Origin of the sequence: Acinetobacter sp. YH12120 (assembly GCF_013418795.1) — a bacterium.
GTDB classification, from domain to species: domain Bacteria; phylum Pseudomonadota; class Gammaproteobacteria; order Pseudomonadales; family Moraxellaceae; genus Acinetobacter; species Acinetobacter towneri.
The window spans coordinates 1-1051 of record NZ_VPBI01000059.1; the positions used below are offsets into that span (position 1 = coordinate 1).

Annotated in this window: 2 tRNA genes and 2 rRNA genes; all 4 read left to right on the top strand. The window is 43.7% G+C overall.

Annotated features, from left to right (window positions below):
• Positions 1–80 (top strand): 16S ribosomal RNA (locus FTU58_RS13975); the annotation flags it as partial.
• A gap of 59 nt (positions 81–139) precedes the next feature.
• Positions 140–216 (top strand) — tRNA-Ile (locus FTU58_RS13980).
• Positions 217–328: 112 nt separating this feature from the next.
• Positions 329–404: transfer RNA gene (locus tag FTU58_RS13985), tRNA-Ala, on the top strand.
• A gap of 441 nt (positions 405–845) precedes the next feature.
• Positions 846–1051 (top strand): 23S ribosomal RNA (locus tag FTU58_RS13990); the annotation flags it as partial.

Consider the following 1051-nt stretch of genomic DNA (forward strand, 5'->3'; position numbering starts at 1 on the left):
TTACCACGGTGTGGCCGATGACTGGGGTGAAGTCGTAACAAGGTAGCCGTAGGGGAACCTGCGGCTGGATCACCTCCTTAACGAAAGATTGACGATTGGTAAGAATCCACAACAAGTTGTTCTTCATTGATGTATCTGAGGGTCTGTAGCTCAGTTGGTTAGAGCACACGCTTGATAAGCGTGGGGTCACAAGTTCAAGTCTTGTCAGACCCACCATGAGCGAGGGTCAGCGAAACATGTTTCGCCCGAGCGCAAGACGAGAGCTATGCTCGAGTTAAGCATTCGCCTTAACACAGTCTACGATACATCGAATCACAGATGATAAGCTGGGGACTTAGCTTAGTTGGTAGAGCGCCTGCTTTGCACGCAGGAGGTCAGGAGTTCGACTCTCCTAGTCTCCACCAAATTTTAAGATCAGAAAAGCACTGCTTTTCCTTAAAATTTAAGCAAACAGCTATGCTGTGCGCAGGCACACATATACTGGAGCTTTAAGCTAAAGATTGCAGAACTTAATAAAAGATCGAATGATTAGATTTGATGGTTTATTAAGTTCTGTGATTTATCACAGTTGACTGCAGTCCGACGAGGATGCAGTGAATCATTAACAGATTGGCAAAAATTGAGTCTGAAATAAATTGTTCAACTCATTTCATTTAAGATTGACAGTAATACTTCGGTGTTACGGTTTAATTACGAATTGAAATGAGCACTAGCAAATTAACTGAATCAAGCGTTTTGGTATATGAATTTAGATTGAAGCTGTACGGTGCTTAAGTGCACAGTGCTCTAAACTGAAATGTTGAAGTTACTAACTTGTAGGTAACGTCGACTGTTTGGGGTTGTATAGTCAAGTAATTAAGTGCATGTGGTGGATGCCTTGGCAGTCAGAGGCGAAGAAAGACGTGATAGCCTGCGAAAAGCTCCGGGGAGGCGGCAAATATCCTTTGATCCGGAGATGTCTGAATGGGGAAACCCACCTACCTTAAGGTAGGTATCGTATGATGAATACATAGTCATACGAAGCGAACGCGGGGAAGTGAAACATCTCAGT